Below are 17314 nucleotides of genomic sequence, written 5' to 3' on the forward strand. Positions count from 1 at the left end.
CTTTTGCGCCGCGTGTTGCCTCTGACGACGAAGCAAGCAGCGTCCGCACGTATTCTCCCCCCTTGTGGGGGAGATGGCCGACAGGCCAGAGGGGGACTTCGGACCGCATTCCTGATGCTGGTCCTTCTGTTCACCCCCATGCACGCCTTGGCCGTTAACCCGGATGAAGTGCTCGCCGATCCTGCTCTTGAGCAGCGGGCTCGGGCGCTCTCTGCTGAGCTGCGCTGCATGGTTTGTCAGAACCAGTCGATCGATGATTCCAATGCCGAACTCGCACGGGACCTGCGCGTCGTGGTGCGTGAGCGGTTGGTGGGTGGCGATAGCGACGAGCAGGTGCTCGACTATGTCGTGTCGCGCTACGGGGAATTTGTACTGTTGAAGCCGCGGCTCAGCATCCGCACGATCGGGCTTTGGGGCGCACCGGCGGCACTCGCGATCATCGGGCTGATCGTGGCTGTGGTCTACACGCGCCGGCGCGCCGTGCAGCCGGTGGCAAAGCTTTCTCCGGAAGAGGAAGCGCGGCTGGGGAAGTTGCTGGATCGGGAGTGATCACGCAGTCGGCTGCGGGACGAAATGCCAAGGCTTGTGTGCTATAGAGGCACGATGAACGTATCCAGGCTCACAAGGAACTCGGCTTCGGCTTCGTCTCGCTGAATGACTTTCGTGATCTGCTCCGCGATTAATTCGTTCGCCTCTGCCGACGGAAGCACGATGTCGTGTCCATCGATGTTCAGGAACATGATGCCGGACAGCCATGCTGTTCGCTTGTTGCCCTGTATGAAAGCATGAGCAAGGCTGAGCGCTCACTTGGCCAAAAGATCCATCAGCCGCTTGTGACGTTCATGTTCGAGCCGCACGACATCGTCGGTATCCGGCCTTGGCTTCTCGCCGCGCTTAGCCCTTCGCGTCGGACGTTTTTCCGGCGCTGGCGTGACAGGTTCGATAGGCTTTTTGTCGACGCTGGCCTTATCCATCGGCTCACCTCGTCAGTAACATAACCTTGAGGCGGGCATTTTTCTATATTCGTTCGCAAATCACTGGAAACCCGAGAGCTTTTCGTGGTCTGTGAGGTTTGCGACGACCTTCGCTGCGCCGTGATGGGGCGACTATCCTGTTCTGCCCCAAAGATTACGAAGAATTCATCTGCCGTACAGTTCGCCGTAACGTGACGCCCCCTATATCTCACTTCATCCACCGCTTCCCACCGCCGGGTTGTCCGGCGGCTCCAGTCAGAAGAACAGATGAAGGTAGATCAAATGTCCGAGAACAAAGGTCGCTCCCTCAAGACGATCCTCAAGACCTCCACCGCCGCGAGCCTTGCCGCTATGATGCTGGCGACCGCTGCTCCCTTCGCCGCGGTTCCGGCGCTCGCCGCACCGGTCGAAGTGAACGCGCCGCAGGTCCCGAGCTTCGGCGATGTCGTGCAGGCCGTCTTGCCGGCCGTCGTCTCCGTCCGCGTCCAGTCGAACGTTCAGCCGGCATCATCAGACGAAAGCAACTTCTCCTTCAATTTCGGTGGCCGGAGCTTCGAAGATCTGCCGGATGATCACCCGCTGAAGCGCTTCTTCCGCGAATTCGGTGGCCCCGGCATGGAAGGTGGTCCGCGTGAGCGCGGCCCGCGTGCTGAGCGTGGCGAAGGCCGCCTGCGCCCGACCTCGCAGGGCTCCGGCTTCTTCATCTCCGAGGACGGCTATATCGTCACCAACAACCACGTCATCGACGATGGCGCCGCTTTCACCATCGTGATGAACGACGGCAAGGAATATGACGCCAAGCTCGTCGGCAAGGACAGCCGTACGGACCTTGCGCTGCTGAAGATCGACGCGCCGGACACCAAGTTCACCTACGTAAAGTTTGCCGACGACGAGAAGGTCCGCGTTGGTGACTGGGTCGTCGCTGTCGGCAACCCCTTCGGTCTCGGTGGCACGGTCACCGCCGGCATCATCTCCGCCCGTGGCCGCAACATCGGCTCAGGCCCCTATGACGACTACCTGCAGATCGACGCAGCGGTAAACCGCGGCAACTCGGGTGGTCCCGGCTTCAACCTGAACGGCGAAGTCGTCGGTATCAACACCGCGATCTTCTCGCCCTCGGGCGGCAATGTCGGTATCGCCTTCGCGATCCCGGCCTCGGTGGCAACCGATGTTATCGCCAAGCTGAAGGAGACCGGTACGGTGTCGCGCGGCTGGCTCGGCGTACAGATCCAACCGGTGACACAGGACATTGCTGACAGCCTCGGTCTTGCCGAAGACTCCGGCGCGCTCGTCGTGGCGCCGCAGGCAGGGTCTCCGGGCGAAGCAGCCGGTATCAAGCAGGGCGACGTCGTGACTGCCGTCAATGGCGACCCGGTCAAGGACCCGCGTGAACTTGCCCGCCGCATCGCAGCCTTTGCCCCAGATACCACAGTTGATGTGACGTTGTGGCGCGACGGCAAGGCGACCGAAGTCGAGGTCAAGCTCGGCGAGTTGCCGGCAGACCAGGCCGCGAGCGCAGGGACCGAAAATGACGCCGCACCCGCTCCGGACGTCGAGCAGGAACTGTCGGGCCTCGGCCTCTCAGTTCGCCCTGCCGACGGCGGCACGGGTCTCGCCATCATCGATGTCGATCCTTCGAGTGACGCCGCCGACAAGGGCCTGAAGGCCGGCGAGACGATTACCTCGGTGAACAACCAGGAGGTTTCTTCGGCAGCCGAGGTCCAGAAGGTTCTGGAGCAGGCGAAGAAGGACGGCCGGACCCGGGCGCTCTTCCAGGTCGAATCGGAAAGCGGCAGCCGCTTCGTGGCGCTCCCGATCAACCAGGGCTGATTGTAATGTGACGAAGGGCGCCGGCGGTCGAGGACCGGCGGCGCCCTTTGTCGTCTCCGGCGGTTGCGACCGTCGTGTGTCAGGAAAGGACAAAGCATGGGGATCGCGGAACAAGGACAGCCGAAGTCCGGCGAAACCGGCTATACGCTGGCGGATGCCGCGGCTAATGTCGTGCGCATGAAGATACTTGTCATCGAAGACGATCTGGAAGCTGCAGCCTATATGACCAAGGCCTTTCGCGAGGCAGGCATCGTCGCCGATCATGCGAGTGACGGCGAAAGCGGGCTCTTTATGGGCACCGAAAACGCCTATGACGTGATGGTGGTCGACCGCATGCTGCCGCGCCGTGATGGACTTTCCGTCATCAGCGAGTTGCGCAAACGCGGCATCGACACACCCGTCCTGATCCTCTCCGCACTCGGCCAGGTCGATGACCGGGTCACGGGCCTGCGCGCCGGTGGCGACGACTACCTGCCCAAGCCTTACGCATTTTCAGAGTTGCTCGCCCGCGTCGAGGTGCTTGGCCGCCGCAAGGGCAAGCCCGAGCAGGACATGGCCTACCGGGTGGGCGATCTCGAGCTCGATCGGCTCTCTCATGAGGTGAAGCGCGCCGGCAAGGAGATCCTGCTGCAGCCGCGCGAATTCCGCCTGCTGGAATATCTGATGAAGAATGCCGGCCAGGTGGTGACCCGCACCATGCTGCTCGAAAACGTCTGGGACTATCACTTCGACCCGCAGACCAATGTCATTGATGTGCATGTCTCGCGGCTGCGTTCGAAGATCGAGAAGGATTTCGACCGGCCACTCCTGAAAACCGTGCGCGGCGCAGGTTACATGATCAAGGACGAAGGCTGACATGCGGCTGAAGTCCCGTCTCGGGGTGCTGGTCAAGTCCACGGCAGTCCGCCTGTCTGCGCTCTACATCATACTCTTCGCGCTCTGCGCCGCTTTCCTCGTCTTTTACGTAACGGGGCTCGCCGAGCGCATCCTCAACAACCAGACCCGTGATGCGCTCCGCCAGGAAGTGACCGAAATCCAGGGCGCCTTTGAGCGCGGCGGCATCAACCAGCTCTTGCGCACCATGGAACGCCGCGCCCGCCAGCCGGGGGCGAACCTCTATGTGATCGCAAGCCCCAGCGGCGAGATCCTCGCCGGCAATGTCGCCTCGCTGCAGCCTGGTGTCTTCGACGAGGAGGGCTGGACCGATTTTCCCTTCCGCTACCAGCGATACACCGACAGCGGCGGGGTGAAACGCCACCTGGCGACGGGCCATGTCTTCATGCTCGACAATGGCATCCGGGTGCTTGTCGGTCGCGATCTCGGCGAACCCGGCAAGCTCAGACTTCTCGTGCGCCAGGCGCTGATGGTGGCGCTGTTGATCATGGGTATCGGCGCCGTCGTCATCTGGTTCGCCATCGGCCGCAATGCGCTGAAACGCATCGACCGTGTTTCGGAAGCGAGCCAGAAGATCATGGCCGGCGACCTGTCCCAGCGACTGCCCGTATCGGGCTCCGGCGACGAGTTCGATCGGTTGTCGTCGTCGCTGAACGGCATGCTCGGGCGTATCGAACAGCTGAACGAGGGGCTGAAGCAGGTTTCCGACAACATCGCCCACGACCTGAAGACGCCCCTGACGCGCCTGCGCAACAAGGCGGCCGATGCGCTGAACGAGGATGATGCGAATGCCCGAAGGGCAGCGCTCGAGACGATCATCGGCGAATCTGACCAACTCATCCGCACCTTCAACGCGCTGCTGATGATCTCGAGGGTGGAAGCAGGCTCGATTGCGGCCGAACTCTCCGACATCGACATCTCCGCGATTGCCGCCGACAGTGCCGAGCTCTACGAGCCGGTGGCGGAGGAGGCGGGGCAGACGATGATCTGCGAGATTTCGCCGGGCCTGTCCGTGCGCGGCAACCGCGAACTGGTGGGACAGGCGATCTCCAACCTGATCGACAATGCCATCAAATATGGCGGTCAGGGAGAGGCAGGCTCGGAAATCCGTGTGCGCGTTTCGCGGGGGGCGGATGGTGTCGAGATTTCCGTCTCCGACCAGGGGCCAGGGGTGCCGGCCGACAAACGTGCCGAGGTGGTGAAGCGTTTCGTTCGACTGGACAAGAGCCGGTCGAAGCCGGGGACAGGCCTCGGGCTGTCGCTCGTCGAGGCGATCATGGCGCTTCATGGCGGCCGGCTGCAGCTGACGGATACCCGCAGCCATGCCGATTATCCCGGCTTGACCGCGACCATGGTTTTTCCCGGGATGAGGTCGTAACCTTACCCGGCTGGAGATTCGCTAGAAATCTTGGCCGGGAGAGGAGACGCTGATGGGGAACGGCAGGACGAGCAGATTGTCCGATGTGGCAGAGGGCGTGATCCGTCCGCTGAACCAGACGGAGCTCAAGGCGGCCACCGGTTTGCTCAAGGATCTGACGAAACAGGAGCCGGCGCTCGCCGAGCATCTTGCGGCCGAAGGGCCGCTGCGCAGCTTCATCCTCGCGGCTTTCACACTGTCTCCCTACCTGCGCGATATCGCCAACCTGAAACCGTCTCTGCTGCTCGAAGCTGTCTCGGCGCCGATCGAGCCGCAAATCCTCGACGCGGTCGAAGAGGCGCGCTCTGCCTGGAGGCCTGATGCATCCGGTGCCGTGCCCGGCGAGCCGGAGGTCATGGCGGGGCTGCGGCGCGCCAAGCGCAAGGTGGCCTTTCTGACGGCGCTTGCCGATCTTGCCCGGGTCTTCACCGCCCGCGACACCACGGCCTGGCTGAGTGCCGTGGCAGACGCGGCTGTTGCCGCGACCATCGACCACCTGCTGTTGTTGGGCCATGAGGCCGGCAAGCTCACCCTCAAGAACCGCGATAACCCGGCTGAAGGCAGCGGGCTGATCGTGCTCGGCATGGGCAAGCACGGTGCCCGAGAGCTCAACTATTCCTCCGACATCGACCTAGTGATCTTCTACGACCCGGACGCCGGGATCCTGAAAGACCCTGACGATGCCATGGAGACCTATGGTCGGATGATGCGTCGTCTGGTGCGCATCCTGCAGGAACGCACGGCCGACGGTTACGTCTTCCGCACCGATCTTCGCCTCAGACCCGATCCGGGCTCGACGCCGCTTGCCGTGCCTGTCGAAGCGGCGCTCATCTATTACGAGGGCAGGGGACAGAACTGGGAGCGCGCCGCCTTCATCAAGGCGCGGCCGGTGGCCGGCGACCTGAAGGCAGGCGAGGGTTTCCTCAGGGAACTCGTGCCCTTCGTTTTCCGCAAATATCTCGACTACGCGGCCATCGCCGACATCCACTCGATCAAGCGCCAGATCCATGTGCATAAGGGCCACGGCGCAATCGCGGTCAAAGGCCACAACGTCAAGCTCGGCCGCGGCGGCATCCGCGAGATCGAGTTCTTCGCCCAGACGCAGCAGCTGATCGCCGGCGGCCGCATGCCGGATCTGCGCTGCCGCCCGACCGAAGAAGCGTTGAAGGCGCTGGCCTCGGCGCGATGGATCGATGAGCAGACGGCGGAAGAACTGACCGACTGCTACTGGTTCCTGCGCGATGTCGAGCACCGCATCCAGATGGTGCATGACGAGCAGATGCATGTCCTGCCGGAGACCGAGGCCGAACTGAAGCGCATTGCCTTCATGCTGGGCTTCATCGATACGACGGCATTCTCTCGGGCATTGGAAACGACGCTGAAGACCGTCGAGAAGCGTTACGCACGCCTGTTCGAAAAGGAAGAGGGCCTGTCGAGCGCGACCGGCAATCTCGTCTTCACCGGCCAGCAGGATGATCCGGACACGCTGAAGACGTTAAAGGGTCTCGGCTTTGAGAGGCCCGAAGCGATCTCCGGTGTGATCCGCACCTGGCACTATGGACGCTACCGGGCGACGCAATCGGTCGAGGCCCGTGAGCGGCTGACCGAGATGACGCCGGATCTTTTGAAGGCCTTCGGCGAGAGCCGGCGGGCAGACGAGGCACTTCTGCGCTTCGACAATTTCCTCTCAGGGCTCCCCGCCGGCATCCAGCTCTTCTCGCTGCTCGGCAACAATCCCGCCCTTCTCGACCTGATGGTCAACATCATGGCAGCCGCCCCCAGGCTTGCCGAGATCATCGCAGAGCGGCCCCATGTCTTCGACGGCATGCTGGATCCGGGGCTTCTGGTCGAGCTTCCCACCCGCGACTATCTCGGCAAACGGCTGAAGAGTTTCCTCTCCAGCGCGCGCCACTACGAGGAAATCCTCGACCGGCTGCGCATCTTTGCCGCCGAACAGCGCTTCCTGATCGGCATCCGTCTGCTCACTGGCTCGATCGGCGGGGCTCAGGCCGGCCACGCTTTCACCGACCTTGCTGACCTCGTCATCGACGAGGCGTTGAAGGCGGTCATTGCGGAGATGGAGGCGGCGCATGGCAAGATCCCCGGTGGCCGCGTGGCGCTGGCCGGCATGGGCAAGCTCGGCTCCTTCGAACTGACGGCAGGATCCGACGTCGATCTAATCCTGCTCTACGAGCATGACGACGATGCCTCGGAATCCGATGGTGCAAAGCCGCTCGATCCGGTGCGCTACTATACCCGGCTCACCCAGCGACTAATCGCAGCGCTCTCCGCCCCCACGGCAGAAGGCGTGCTCTACGAGGTCGACATGCGGCTTCGCCCCTCCGGCAACAAGGGCCCGGTGGCAACCAGGCTCCGCGCCTTTGCCCGCTACCAGCGCGAGGAGGCCTGGACGTGGGAGCACATGGCGCTTTCGCGCGCCCGGATGATGTCCGGCGACGCGGGACTGGTGGCGGAGGCAGAGCGCATCATCGAAGAGGTGTTGTCAGCCCCGCGCGATGGCGCAAAGACCGTCAAGGACGTCCTGGAAATGCGAGCCCTGATCGAACAGGAGAAGCCTGCCAAGGGCATCTGGGATCTGAAGCTCATTCCCGGTGGCCTTGTTGATATCGAATTCATCGCGCAATATCTGGCGCTGGTGGCTCCCTCCAAAGGCCACCGCGTGCGCACCAACGAATTGTCCACGGCGGACGCGCTGAAAGCACTCGGCACGCTCATTGACGCCAACGATCTCGATATCTGCCTTTCGGCGCTCAAGCTCTACACGGACCTGTCGCAGGTCATTCGCCTCTGCATCGACGGCCCCTTCGATCCCGCCAATGTCCCGGCCGGCCTGACCGACCGCGTGGCACGCGCGGCGGAAAGCCCCGACATGAAAACGGCCGAGGCGGAAGTGAAGCGGCTGTCCAAGTCGGTGAGGAAGGTGTTCTCGCGGGTGGTGGCGTAGCGATCAGGTTCGTGATCGCAAGGTCGCGCAAAACAGATCCGGCCCATACAAGGGCCGGAAACCAGGTCTCGTATTCAGTGTGTGCCGGCGTTCACGCGCGCCGCTTGAAGCTCTGGGCGATGCTTACATCCGGGATGCGCATCGAGACCACCGTACCCTGGCCCTCGCGGGAGCGGATCTTCAGCGAGCCGCCATGCAGGGCGACGAGCGAGCGGGAGATGGCAAGGCCGAGGCCCGAGCCGCCCTTCGACTTGGCATATTGGCTTTGCACCTGTTCGAAGGGATTGCCGATCTTGTCGAGTGCGCTCTTCGGGATGCCGATGCCGGTGTCGACGATCGAGACGAGCACGGCGCCTTCGACCTTGCGGGCACGAAGCGAGATCTTGCCACCTTCATCGGTGAATTTCACGGCGTTGGAGAGGATGTTGAGCAGGATCTGCTTGATGGCGCGTCGGTCGGCGACGAGCGAGAGGCTGGCTTCGACGCGCTGTTCGACGGTGATGTTCTTTTCTACCGCCGGGACGGCGGTGAGCCGCATGCTCTCTTCGATCAGCGGGCAAAGATCGATCGTCTCGCAACGGATCTTCATCTGGCCGGCCTCGATCTTCGACATGTCGAGAATGTCGTTGATGACGTTGAGGAGATGCTTGCCGCTTTCGTGGATGTCTTTCGCATATTCCTCGTATTTCGGCGAACCGACCGGACCGAACATGCGGGCCAGCAGGATTTCCGAGAAGCCGAGGATGGCGTTGAGCGGGGTCCTGAGCTCATGGCTCATATTGGCGAGGAATTCCGACTTTGCCTTGTTTGCGGCTTCCGCGCGCTGCTTTTCGGCGAGATATTTCTCGTTGGCGTCGGAGAGCTCGGTCTTCTGGCGCTCGAGGATCTTCTGCGAGGCGGAGAGGTCGCCGATGGTCGCCATCAGCCGGCGTTCCTGGTCGCGCAGGCGCTCCTGATGACGCTTCAGAAGCGTGATGTCGGTGCCGACGGAGACGAGGCCGCCGTCACGGGTGCGGCGTTCGTTGATCTGCAGCCAGCGTTCGTCGGCGAGCTGTACTTCCGAGGTCCGCGAATTGGTGCCGTCATCGGCGTCTGCAATGCGGCGCTGGATGATCGGCTTGCCGGCCGCAGCGAGCACCAGCGAACGCTCCTTGCCGGGGACCAGCACGTCGTCAGGCAGGCCGTAGACCTTCTGGAAATGGCCGTTCCAGGCAACCAGCTTGTCGTTCTTGTCCCAGAGCACGAAGGCTTCCGAGGTGCATTCGATGGCGTCTGCGAGGCGCTGGTCGGCTTCGGCGTAACGCTGGGCGAGGCGATGCTGCTCGGTCACGTCCATCGCAATGCCGATGACATGCAGATCGCCGGTGTTGGAGCAGATGATCTGGGCGCGGGCGCGCATCCAGACATAGTGGCCCTGGGCGTGGCGCATGCGGAAGATCTGGTCGATGTGACGCGAGCTGCCGCGGCCGACCGAGCGGGCGAGCGCATAGAGATTGCCATCGTCGGGATGCATCAGGCGGGCGGCATCGGCGAATGCCAGCGGCTGGGTCGAGGGCGTGAGGCCAAGCATGTCGTACATCGAGCGCGACCAGACCAGCTTGCGGCTTTCCAGATCGAAATCCCACAGGCCACAGCGACCGCGGGCGAGCGCCGTTTCCACCCGTAGGTTCGATTCGAGGAAGGTGTCATCCGCCTCGCGGGCCCGCTTCACCTGGTAGAAATAGGCATAGAGGATGACGAAGAGGATGACGGTGATGCAGGTGAACAGCGTGACGTTGAGCGACAGCTCGCGGCGCCAGAAGTCTTCGACCGCCTGCAGCGAATGAGCAGCGACGATCATCGCGCCATCGGTGCCAACAGGTGTGAAGATCGCGTGATGCGGCACGCCGTTGAGATCCGTTTCGATCGCGCCGGTGCGGCTGCCGGATTTGCGGATGGTCATCACTTCCGGCAGCAGGCTGACAAGCGTCGAGCCGACTTGGCCGACTGCTTCCGGTGACGCGCCGAAGACGCGGCCGGTGGGATCGACGAGCAGGACAAAGGCGCCGTTGGCAAAATGCTCGCGGTCGAGATAGGTGGCGAGGCGTTTCTCCGCCTCTGTGCGATTGCGGGTTTCGAACAGTGTCGGCTGCGCGCCGAGCGCGGCATTGACCGTGGCTGAGATCAGAGCTGTCGATTGCCGAGCGGCTGCGGTCATACGCTGGTGTTCGTTGACGATGCCAATGGTGCGGGCGAGCGCTACCACGGCCAAAAAGGCGAGAATGAGAATCGGGATTGCCCGGCGCAAGATCGTCTCGATCCGCCTTGAGCGGACGGATACCCTGTCCTGTTCCGCAACGGCCGAAGACGAACCGAAAGACCGTCGTGCGAGCCGCGCGAAGAATCCAACCATGTCCGAAAATTTGATGCGCAGCCGCTCATCGGCTGCGGTGACCCGCCGCGCGTCCAACATCGTCCCTGCCTCTGTCCCTCGTGTGATTCGAGCGCCGCTTGCTCGAATCTGACGCCAAGGAATCATGACCGATTCGCCTTGTCCAGAGCCGGTGCGTAAACAAAATATTAACCCATTGCTCCGACTCCGCTTTTTTATCAGCGGAAGTGCAAGAGGCTGAATCTGATGGAAAATTGGCCGCCGTTCGGCGGCCCGAAAACGCCCGGGGACGAAAAAAAGGCGCCGGTTTTCGCGGCGCCTTTTGCATCGGATCGGTTGTATCGATCAGCCCTTGAGGATGCGGTCGACGATGTCGCGCACGTCGGTCGAGAGCGTGGTCGAGCCTTCGATGCTCGCAAGCGCCGCACGGGCCTTGTCGCCACGGCCGGGTTCGAGCAGTCGCCAGGACCGCATGGCAGTCAGAAGGCGGGCCGCAAGCTGCGGATTGCGCGGGTCGATCGCGAGGATCTGCTCGGCGAAGAAAGCATAGGCTGCGCCGTCCGCACGGTTGAAGCCGGTCGCATTGCTGAAGGCGAAGGTGCCGATGAGCGATCGCACGCGGTTCGGATTGGTCGGCTGGAAATGCGGGCTGGCCATCAGCGCCTTCACCCGGTCGAGGCTGCCCGCACCCGGGATCGTCGCCTGGATGGTGAACCACTTGTCGAGCACGAGTGCGTTTGAGGCGAAGCGGGTCTCGAAAGCAGTGAGCGCCTGTTTCGTCTCCCCCGCATCCGGGAAGCGATGGGCGAGGATGGTGAGCGCCTGCGACAGGTCCGTCATGTTGTCGGCGCGCCCGAACGCTTCCGCCGCCAGTGCCGGGGAATTCTCGGCGAGCGTCAGGAAGGAGAGGGCGATGTTCTTCAACGCTCGTTTGCCTGCACCTGTAGCGTCCGGCGAGAAGGGCTCGGAGGCGGAGTGTGCGGCGTAGAGCGTGCGGAAGACGTCCGTACCAGACGTCGCGATCGCCAAAAGCACAGCCTGGCGGCCGGCATGGATGGCATCGGGATCATTGTTGCCGCCGATTTCGCGGGCGATGTCGGCTTCGCTCGGCAAGGTGAGGGCCTGGGCGCGGAAGGCTGGCTCCAGCGTTTCGTCCGCAGCAACGGCAAGCAGCACGCCGACGAAAGCGTCGCTGGTGGTCACAGAACCGCCGTCACGGGCCTTTTTCGCCGCATCCGTCAGAGCCGGCAGCGCAAGGTCGGTGATTGCCTGCCAACGGGCGAAGAGGTCACTGTCGTGGCGGGCGATATGGCCGCGATCTTCGGCGCTCTGCGAGAAGTGCAGGGTGACCGGGGCCGAGAAGCCACGGTTGAGCGAAACGACCGGGCGGCTGGTGATGCCGGAGAAGGTGAAGGTCTGGGCGCGCTCGGTCAGATGCAGCACGTCGCCCGTAACATCGCCACCGGCGATCGACGAAGCTGTGGCCTCCGAGCCGTTTTCCGCGATCAGCGCGAAGCGAAGCGGGATGTGCATCGGCTCCTTGCTGCTCTGGCCAGGCGTTGCCGGGATCATCTGCTCGAGCGACAGCGTAAGCGTCTTGGCACCGGCGTCATAGGCAGAGGAGACGGTGATCTGCGGCGTGCCGGCCTGGTGATACCAGAGCGAGAATTGTGTGAGGTCGCGGCCGCTCGCATCTTCGAAGCATTTGACGAAGTCTTCGACAGTCGCGGCATCGCCGTCATGACGCTCGAAGTAGAGGTCCATGCCCTTCTTGAAATCGTCGCGGCCGAGAATGGTCGCGATCATCCGGGTCACTTCGGAGCCCTTCTCATAGACCGTCGTTGTGTAGAAGTTGTTGATTTCGCGATATTTGGTCGGGCGCACCGGATGGGCGAGCGGACCGGCATCTTCCGGGAATTGCTCGGACCGCAGGTGGCGGACTTCGGCGATGCGCTTGACCGAACGTGAGCGCATGTCGGCCGAGAATTCGTGGTCGCGATAGACGGTGAGGCCTTCCTTCAGGCAGAGCTGGAACCAGTCGCGGCAGGTGATGCGGTTGCCGGTCCAGTTGTGGAAGTATTCATGCGCGATGATCGCCTCGATATTCGCGTAGTCCTGATCGGTCGCGGTCTCGGGGTCGGCGAGCACGTACTTGTCGTTGAAGATGTTGAGGCCCTTGTTCTCCATGGCCCCCATGTTGAAGTCGGAGACGGCAACGATCATGAAGATATCGAGATCGTATTCGCGGCCGAAGACCTCTTCGTCCCACTTCATCGAGCGCTTTAGCGCATCCATGGCATAGGCCGCGCGCGGCTCCTTGCCGTGCTCGACATAGATCTTCAGCGCGACTTCACGGCCGGACATGGTGGTGAACGTGTCTTCGACAATGCCGAGGTCGCCGGCGACCAGCGCGAAGAGATAGGACGGCTTCGGATGCGGATCGAACCAGGCGGCGAAATGCTTGTCCGGGCCGAAGCCGGCGCCGCCCAGGAAGTTGCCGTTCGACAGCAGGAGCGGGTTGGCTGCCTTATCGGCGATGATGTTGATCGTGTAGACGGCGAGCACATCCGGACGGTCAGGGAAATAGGTGATGCGGCGGAAGCCCTCGGCCTCGCACTGGGTGCAGTAGATGCCGTTCGACCGATAAAGGCCCATCAACTGGGTATTGGCCTCCGGATTGATCATCGTCACAACGGTGATCTCGAAGGGCGTGGATTCCGGCAGGTCGCGGATGGTGAGGCTCTCTGGCGTCGCCGTGTAGCGTGACGGGTCCATCTCGATCTGGTCGAAGAGCAGGCTCGTCATGGTGAGGTCGTTACCATCGAGCACCAGGGGGGCTGCCGCATCGACACCTTCGCGCCGATGGAAGATCAACCGGGCTTCCACCTTGGTTTCCGTCGGGTCCAGTTCGAAGGTCAGATCAACCCGTTCCAGAACGAAGTCGGTGGGGCGGTAGTCTGCCAGATGAACGATCCGGCCCGTGTCTGTGCGCATAATGTGTCCTGGTCGCTACGGGGTTCGCCACCAAGGCACGGCACGAGCGATTGGGCTCGCGACCGCCTGGGGTCGAGTTGTCGCGATGATTGCAGCAATTTCTGAACGATTGTTAAAACACGAGTTATTTTTACGATGCTCTTGATCGTGGAGCCGATTTTCTTGGGTTTCACGGCCGCAGTGGCGCTTCAAATCCAAGAATAGTCACCAGAATATCTTTGATAATACCGGCCGGAATACGGGCTCCATCATCGTAACCGGAGTTGCTGGCGCAGCGTTTCGTCGCCGTCCATCGTCTGGATAATGACACCGGACCAGCCGAGGCCGTCATAGTCCTCATAGCCGAGGGTCTTTGCGAAGGCGACGATGGCACCGCTCTGATCGTAATAGCTGCCTTTGGCGAGCTGTTCGGGATTGTTGAGCGCGAAATGAGTGTAGATCCGCTCTGGACGCGATGAGGCGATCACCATGTTGTTGCCGTCGAGCAGCAGGACCTCGGTCTTTTCGGCGACCTGCGGCGCCAGGTTCGCCTCCTTCTCGACGATGGCCTGGCCCTGGGCCTTCCAGTCGAAGAAGACGCCGAGCGTGCCGAGAAGTGCGCCATCGCTGCGGCCGCCTTCCCGGATGCCGGTTGCGTAGACGAGAACGTCGCGATTGTCGTGCACCAGGCTGCGCTTGACGGTGTCGACGATATAGTCGTCACCGTTCTGGCAGCTGCGGGCTGCCCGAAACCAGGCTTCGTTGGAGAGATCGCGGTCCTTGAGGCTGCGGTGATGCCGGGGATTGGCTGCGGCGATGACCTTGCCGGCGGCATCGGTCATGACGAGATCGAGATAGACCGTGTAGAACCGGTTGATGACGCCGAGCCGCGCGGCTGCATGCTGGGCTCGTTCGGGCGAGGGCTGTTCGACTGCTTCCCACAGGGCGCTGTCGGTTGCCCACCAGCGCACATCCGCCGTGCGCTCGAAGAGATTGCGAACGATGAACTGCACGAGCGTCTGGGCAAGGTCGATCAATCTCGCGCCTTCCATCTGGTCGACGAGATCATCCGCCATGGTCCGGCTTTGCCGGATGCGTCCAAGCACGTTCTCCTGGAAGCGCTCTGCGGTTTCTCCCGCACCCTGGGCGAGACGCTGAACCTCGTTGGCGACGACGGCGAAACCTTTGCCGGCCTCACCGGCACGCGCCGCCTCGATCAGGGCATTGATGGCAAGAAGGCGGATCTGGCGGACGATATGGGCGTTGTCGGCGCTGAACTGCTCGAGATCGGTGCCGATACTCTCGGTGACGAGGCGCATGGACCGGGGCGTGGCGCGGATCTCTGAAATGGAATTGGTCTGATATTCGGCCTGCGGCATGACGCCAAACCCCGGTTTGAAAAAAGCGACCAGAAAAGACGGCACGGCGCCGCAATAATATGACTTATTGACAGGAAAGATAATTTCCTCGTTTGAACGGTCGGTTAACGTTGGATGGCCAGAAACCCGGTGTTTCCAGGCCATATCTGGGTCTAACCTCCCGATATCTGCACCAGCGCCGCACTTGCGCGGAGCGGGCGGGCATGCATGCTAGACGGCAGCCCGAGTCCACGGCGACGTCGTCGCTTGCTCAAAATCCCTGTGCGATTGCGCATAGCCTGCCCGCAAGAATCTGATCGCCATGGCCTTCGCCGATCCCAATCCTCTCCGCGGCATCGTGCTGAAAGTCTGCTCGGTGACCGTCTTCGTCGCCATGCAGACCTGCATCAAGCTTGCAGGCAGCGGCATTCCACCGGGCCAGATCAGCTTTCACCGGTCGGCTTTCGCCATCGTGCCGATCCTCGTCTATCTCGCCTGGCGCGGCGAGTTGCGGCAGGCGTTCCAGACAGACAACCCGGTCGGCCATGTGAAGCGCGGTTTGCTCGGCGTTTGCGCCATGGGGGCAGGCTTCTATGGGCTCGTCCATCTTCCGCTGCCGGATGCGATCGCCATTGGCTATGCCATGCCGCTGATTGCCGTCGTCTTTGCAGCCATCTTCTTGAAGGAGACCGTTCGGCTTTATCGCTGGACGGCGGTCGTGATCGGGCTTGTCGGTGTCCTGATCATTTCCCTGCCGAAGCTTTCGCTGTTCGGCGAAGAGGGCTTTGGCTCCGAAGCCGCCGTGGGCGCGCTCGCCGTGCTGGTATCGGCCATCCTCGGGGCAGGGGCCATGCTGCAGGTCCGCCAGCTGGTCCGCGAGGAGAAGACCTCGACGATCGTTCTCTTCTTTTCGCTGACCGCAGCCCTTCTCTCGGCGATTACCTGGTTCTTCGGCTGGGCCGATCTCTCCTGGCAGGGGCTCGGTCTCCTTGCCCTTGCTGGCTTCTTCGGCGGGCTGGGGCAGATCTTCCTGACCGAGAGTTATCGTTTCGCCGATGTCTCGACGATCGCGCCCTTCGAATACTGTTCGATCATCCTCGGCTCGATTGCCGCCTATATGCTGTTTTCCGAAGTCCCGACGATGACCACTCTGATCGGCGCGACCATTGTCGTGGCGGCCGGTATCTTCATCATCTACCGCGAACACCAGCTCGGTCTTGAACGGCGGGCGGCCCGCAAGGCATCCACCCCGCAGGGTTGAGGATCAGGGCCCTGTCTCGGTGATCGGAGAGGCATTGTCGGCGCCCTGCATTGGCAGGATCGTCGCCTGGAAATCGGCCTTTTCTTCCGGCGTCACGTCGTCCGGGCGCCGGGTGATGCGGTAGGCCGCGTAGCCGGCATAAAGCGCAAAGGCCGTTCCGAGGAAGCCGATAAGCGCGGTCGGCCCCAACCATTGCATCAGTGTGCCCGCCATGATCGGACCGGTAACCGTACCCATGCCGTAGAGGATCATGATGGCGCTCGAGAGCGTTACGTATTCATCCGGCTCGGCAAGGTCGTTGGCATGGGCGACGTTGAGCGAATAGACCGGATAGAGCACCGTGCCGACGAAGAAGCCGGCGACATAGAGCGCGGTTGGGTCATCCGCGCCGAAAGCGATCATCATCCCGCAGGCGCCGACGCCGAACAATCCCGAGGCGATCATCACGAAGCGGCGATCCATGCGGTCCGATATGCGCCCGATCGGCACCTGCGAGATGGCGCCTCCGGCCAGGAAGGCAGCCAGCAGTGTGGCGCCTTGCGCCGTGGTCATGCCGATGGTCTGGGAATAGACGCCGCCGAGACTGCCCCAAGTGCCCGACAGTGCGCCTGAAAGCAGGGAGCCGAAGAATGCAATCGGCGACCGGCGGTATAGCCGCTTCAGATCGAAGCGCGCCTCGGCAATCGGGCTGGGGGATTTGGCTGTCGACAGGGCGACGGGAAACAGGGCCAGCGAGAAGATCAGCGCGCAGATGATGAAGAGGTTGGGCCCGTTCACATCGCCGAGCGGCACGATGTATTGGCCGCCGATCGAGCCGACGAGGCAGGTTACCATGTAGACGGAAAACAGGGCGCCGCGATTGTCGTTCGTCACCCGCTCATTGAGCCAGCTTTCGATCAGGAGATAGGCGCCAGCAATGGCAAAGCCGGAAAGACCGCGGAAGATCATCCAGGCCCACCATTCGACAACGAGCGCGCAAAGCAGGATGGAGACGGTCAGGAGCGTGATCAGAGCGCCGAAGACCCGCACATGCCCGACGCGGCGCACGAAGATCGGCGTGACGATGCAGGACACCGTGAAGCCGAAGGTGTAGCCGGTGGCGATCACGGAGATGATGAAGGTCGACCACCCTTCGTTGAGCGATCGGATCGGTAGCATGTAGCCCATCAATCCGAAGCCTGCCATCATCAGCAGCGTCGACAGCATCAGGGTGGCGATGGACGCGAGACTGGACAGCATTGGGCCTCCGTGGGGCGCATTCGGAACGGGAA

At 62.5% G+C, this 17314-nt stretch carries 11 protein-coding genes; 6 read left to right on the forward strand and 5 right to left on the reverse strand.

The window, feature by feature from the left end:
• The first annotated feature begins 114 nt into the window (after nucleotides 1–114).
• Nucleotides 115–549, forward strand: coding sequence for a cytochrome c-type biogenesis protein (locus BW978_RS11705; RefSeq protein WP_076395310.1), 435 nt, complete (start codon nucleotides 115–117; stop codon nucleotides 547–549).
• A gap of 254 nt (nucleotides 550–803) precedes the next feature.
• On the opposite strand, the gene BW978_RS23540 is transcribed toward BW978_RS11705, so the two are convergent.
• A complete protein-coding gene (locus BW978_RS23540; protein WP_175616876.1) occupies nucleotides 804–974 on the reverse strand; it encodes a hypothetical protein in 171 nt (56 codons plus the stop codon).
• 282 nt (nucleotides 975–1256) lie between these two features.
• Between BW978_RS23540 and BW978_RS11710 the strand changes: the two genes are divergently transcribed.
• From BW978_RS11710 to BW978_RS11725, 4 genes are all read left to right on the forward strand, one after another.
• Nucleotides 1257–2804: a Do family serine endopeptidase gene (locus BW978_RS11710; RefSeq protein ID WP_244551951.1), complete on the forward strand. Its 1548-nt coding sequence runs from the start codon at nucleotides 1257–1259 to the stop codon at nucleotides 2802–2804.
• A 96-nt stretch (nucleotides 2805–2900) separates the two neighbouring features.
• A complete protein-coding gene (locus BW978_RS11715) occupies nucleotides 2901–3659 on the forward strand; it encodes a response regulator transcription factor (protein ID WP_076395314.1) in 759 nt (252 codons plus the stop codon).
• Between the two features lies 1 nt (nucleotide 3660).
• Nucleotides 3661–5076, forward strand: a complete 1416-nt coding sequence (locus BW978_RS11720) for a sensor histidine kinase (RefSeq protein WP_076395316.1) — start codon at nucleotides 3661–3663, stop codon at nucleotides 5074–5076.
• 52 nt (nucleotides 5077–5128) lie between these two features.
• The gene (locus BW978_RS11725; RefSeq protein WP_076395318.1) at nucleotides 5129–8080 is read left to right on the forward strand and encodes a bifunctional [glutamine synthetase] adenylyltransferase/[glutamine synthetase]-adenylyl-L-tyrosine phosphorylase; all 2952 of its coding nucleotides are present in this window, start codon (nucleotides 5129–5131) and stop codon (nucleotides 8078–8080) included.
• Nucleotides 8081–8171: 91 nt separating this feature from the next.
• On the opposite strand, the gene BW978_RS11730 is transcribed toward BW978_RS11725, so the two are convergent.
• The 3 genes from BW978_RS11730 to BW978_RS11740 all read right to left on the reverse strand — a co-directional run bounded on the left by BW978_RS11730 (nucleotide 8172) and on the right by BW978_RS11740 (nucleotide 14803).
• Nucleotides 8172–10532 carry a PAS domain-containing sensor histidine kinase gene (locus tag BW978_RS11730; protein ID WP_076395320.1) on the reverse strand — a complete coding sequence of 787 codons (2361 nt, stop codon included), beginning with the start codon at nucleotides 10530–10532 and terminating at the stop codon, nucleotides 8172–8174.
• Between the two features lie 264 nt (nucleotides 10533–10796).
• Nucleotides 10797–13445, reverse strand: a complete 2649-nt coding sequence (gene pepN, locus BW978_RS11735; protein WP_076395322.1) for an aminopeptidase N — start codon at nucleotides 13443–13445, stop codon at nucleotides 10797–10799.
• Between the two features lie 248 nt (nucleotides 13446–13693).
• Entirely contained in the window at nucleotides 13694–14803 is a 1110-nt protein-coding gene (locus BW978_RS11740) for a methyl-accepting chemotaxis protein (protein ID WP_076396482.1), read from the reverse strand.
• 301 nt (nucleotides 14804–15104) lie between these two features.
• Here BW978_RS11740 and BW978_RS11745 point away from each other — a divergent pair, with 301 nt between their 5' ends.
• Complete coding sequence (locus BW978_RS11745) at nucleotides 15105–16043, forward strand: DMT family transporter (RefSeq protein WP_076395324.1); 939 nt, start codon at nucleotides 15105–15107, stop codon at nucleotides 16041–16043.
• 3 nt (nucleotides 16044–16046) lie between these two features.
• Here BW978_RS11745 and BW978_RS11750 read toward each other — a convergent pair whose 3' ends face one another.
• Nucleotides 16047–17282, reverse strand: a complete 1236-nt coding sequence (locus BW978_RS11750; protein ID WP_076395326.1) for an MFS transporter — start codon at nucleotides 17280–17282, stop codon at nucleotides 16047–16049.
• Between the last annotated feature and the right edge of the window lie 32 nt (nucleotides 17283–17314).

This window comes from Rhizobium sp. RU33A (assembly GCF_900156055.1).
GTDB lineage: Bacteria > Pseudomonadota > Alphaproteobacteria > Rhizobiales > Rhizobiaceae > Allorhizobium.

Excerpts from the sequence above, each read along its gene's own strand:
- BW978_RS11705 (WP_076395310.1), top strand. The coding sequence starts at position 115 with ATGCTGGTCCTTCTGTTCACCCCCATGCACGCCTTGGCCGTTAACCCG.
- BW978_RS23540 (WP_175616876.1), bottom strand. The coding sequence starts at position 974 with ATGGATAAGGCCAGCGTCGACAAAAAGCCTATCGAACCTGTCACGCCA.
- BW978_RS11710 (WP_244551951.1), top strand. The coding sequence starts at position 1,257 with ATGTCCGAGAACAAAGGTCGCTCCCTCAAGACGATCCTCAAGACCTCC.
- BW978_RS11715 (WP_076395314.1), top strand. The coding sequence starts at position 2,901 with ATGGGGATCGCGGAACAAGGACAGCCGAAGTCCGGCGAAACCGGCTAT.
- BW978_RS11720 (WP_076395316.1), top strand. The coding sequence starts at position 3,661 with ATGCGGCTGAAGTCCCGTCTCGGGGTGCTGGTCAAGTCCACGGCAGTC.
- BW978_RS11725 (WP_076395318.1), top strand. The coding sequence starts at position 5,129 with ATGGGGAACGGCAGGACGAGCAGATTGTCCGATGTGGCAGAGGGCGTG.
- BW978_RS11730 (WP_076395320.1), bottom strand. The coding sequence starts at position 10,532 with ATGTTGGACGCGCGGCGGGTCACCGCAGCCGATGAGCGGCTGCGCATC.
- pepN (WP_076395322.1), bottom strand. The coding sequence starts at position 13,445 with ATGCGCACAGACACGGGCCGGATCGTTCATCTGGCAGACTACCGCCCC.
- BW978_RS11740 (WP_076396482.1), bottom strand. The coding sequence starts at position 14,803 with ATGCCGCAGGCCGAATATCAGACCAATTCCATTTCAGAGATCCGCGCC.
- BW978_RS11745 (WP_076395324.1), top strand. The coding sequence starts at position 15,105 with ATGGCCTTCGCCGATCCCAATCCTCTCCGCGGCATCGTGCTGAAAGTC.
- BW978_RS11750 (WP_076395326.1), bottom strand. The coding sequence starts at position 17,282 with ATGCTGTCCAGTCTCGCGTCCATCGCCACCCTGATGCTGTCGACGCTG.